This window comes from Streptomyces sp. NPDC006283, assembly GCF_040613325.1.
Classification (GTDB): domain Bacteria; phylum Actinomycetota; class Actinomycetes; order Streptomycetales; family Streptomycetaceae; genus Streptomyces.
The window spans coordinates 1-2308 of record NZ_JBEXRZ010000425.1; the positions used below are offsets into that span (position 1 = coordinate 1).

Sequence of the window (2308 nt, forward strand, 5' to 3'; positions counted from 1 at the left end):
GCTGTGTCTCATGCCCTCTCTCGGGGGCTTCCGAAGCCCTCAAACTTCGGGGGCCGGGACGCAACCACCCGACTCGTTCATGCGCTTCGTCCGGGCAGTGCCCGTCGGTCGGATCCCCGTGCTCAGATCCGCACCTGCACGGCGCGGGCGAGGCGGTCGTGCAGTCCGCGGCCGTCGCGGTCCCAGATGAGCGCCGGGATCGCGAGGCACAGCAGCACGCTGCGTACGACGACCCAGCCGGTGCCGAGGCGGCCGCCGTTCTCACAGATGACGCGCAGGCCGAGGAGCCGCTTGCCGGGGGTGAACCCGACCGTCCCCACGGTCAGCACGCTGAGCACGAGGAAGACGCCGAGAGCCCAGTTGCCGGCCGCCTGCCGGTCACCGCCCGCGAACAGTCCGTATGCGATCAGGAAACACAGTCCCCAGTCGATGAAGAGCGCCCCGAAGCGCCGCCCGAGAGGGGCGACGGAGCCCGGTCCCGTCTCCGGCAGACCGAGCCGCTGGCCCCGGTATCCGAAGTCGACACCCATGTCCTCGGCCGCAGCGCGGGGCCCGGACAGCCACGATCCGATTGCTTGCCTGTTGTCCACCCGTCCACGGTACTGTGCCCGGTTTCACCCGCCTGCGCCCGGGGCCGATCCGGCTGTGCGACTTCCGTCCGGTTAACTTCGACGAAACAAATGGGTCATGCTGGAGAAATCCCGTCCGCCTACGGTCGAGACCAGCGTGTGCCACCGCACTGGCCTCACGGACGAGCTGCAACCCCGCCCCTCCCGGGTGGGAGTAGGAGGAGTTGGATGTTCCAGAACGCCGACGACGCGAAGAAGTTCATCGCGGACGAGGACGTCAAGTTCATCGATGTCCGGTTCTGCGACCTCCCGGGCGTGATGCAGCACTTCACGATCCCGGCTGCGGCGTTCGACCCGGCGGAGGAGCTTGCCTTCGACGGCTCGTCGATCCGCGGCTTCCAGGCCATCCACGAATCCGACATGGCGCTCCGTGCGGACCTGTCCACCGCGCGTGTGGACCCCTTCCGCCGCGACAAGACGGTCAACATCAACTTCTTCATCCACGACCCGATCACCGGCGAGCAGTACAGCCGTGACCCGCGGAACGTGGCCAAGAAGGCCGAGGCGTACCTCGCCTCCACCGGCATCGCCGACACCGCGTACTTCGGTCCCGAGGCCGAGTTCTACGTCTTCGACAACGTGCGCTTCCAGACCTCGGCGAACGAGTCGTTCTACCACATCGACTCCGAGGCGGGCGCCTGGAACACCGGCGCGCTGGAGAACAACCGCGGCTACAAGGTCCGCTACAAGGGCGGCTATTTCCCGGCCCCGCCGGTGGACCACTTCGCCGACCTCCGCGCGGAGATCTCCCTGGAGCTGGACAAGAACGGCCTCCAGGTCGAGCGCCAGCACCACGAGGTCGGCACCGCCGGCCAGGCCGAGATCAACTACAAGTTCAACACGCTGCTCGCCGCGGCCGACGACCTGATGCTCTTCAAGTACATCGTGAAGAACGTCGCCTGGCGCAACGGCAAGACCGCGACCTTCATGCCGAAGCCGATCTTCGGTGACAACGGCTCCGGCATGCACGTCCACCAGTCGCTGTGGCAGGGCGGCTCCCCGCTCTTCTACGACGAGCAGGGCTACGCGGGCCTCTCGGACACCGCCCGCTACTACATCGGCGGCATCCTCAAGCACGCGCCGTCGCTGCTGGCCTTCACCAACCCGACGGTGAACTCGTACCACCGCCTGGTCCCCGGCTTCGAAGCCCCCGTCAACCTGGTCTACTCGCAGCGCAACCGTTCCGCTGCGATGCGTATCCCGATCACGGGTTCGAACCCGAAGGCCAAGCGCGTCGAGTTCCGCGCCCCGGACCCGTCGTCCAACCCGTACCTGGCCTTCTCGGCGCTGCTGCTCGCTGGTCTCGACGGCGTCAAGAACAAGATCGAGCCGGCCGAGCCGATCGACAAGGACCTCTACGAGCTGGCCCCCGAGGAGCACGCGGGCGTCCCGCAGGTCCCGACCTCCCTCCCGGCCGTCCTCGACGCCCTCGAGGCGGACAACGAGTACCTGCTGGCCGGCGGCGTCTTCACGTCCGACCTGATCGAGACGTGGATCGACTACAAGCGCACGAACGAGATCGCGCCGATCCAGCTGCGTCCGCACCCGCACGAGTTCGAGCTCTACTTCGACATCTAAGAAAGCCACAGGCCGGAGCGGGATACCGCTCCCGAGGGCGCGCATCACGACCCCGTCCCGCCGCTCCGCCGCCATGCGGGGAACGAGCGCCACTCCCATCC

Annotated in this window: 2 protein-coding genes; one reads left to right on the forward strand and one right to left on the reverse strand. The window is 67.5% G+C overall.

What is annotated here, in order from left to right:
• Positions 1–122: 122 nt before the first annotated feature.
• The gene (locus ABZ070_RS36875) at positions 123–590 is read right to left on the reverse strand and encodes an RDD family protein (RefSeq protein ID WP_356640517.1); all 468 of its coding nucleotides are present in this window, start codon (positions 588–590) and stop codon (positions 123–125) included.
• 207 nt (positions 591–797) lie between these two features.
• On the opposite strand from ABZ070_RS36875, the gene glnA reads away from it, so the two are divergent.
• Entirely contained in the window at positions 798–2207 is a 1410-nt protein-coding gene (glnA, locus tag ABZ070_RS36880) for a type I glutamate--ammonia ligase (protein WP_356640518.1), read from the forward strand.
• The last annotated feature ends 101 nt before the right edge of the window (positions 2208–2308 follow it).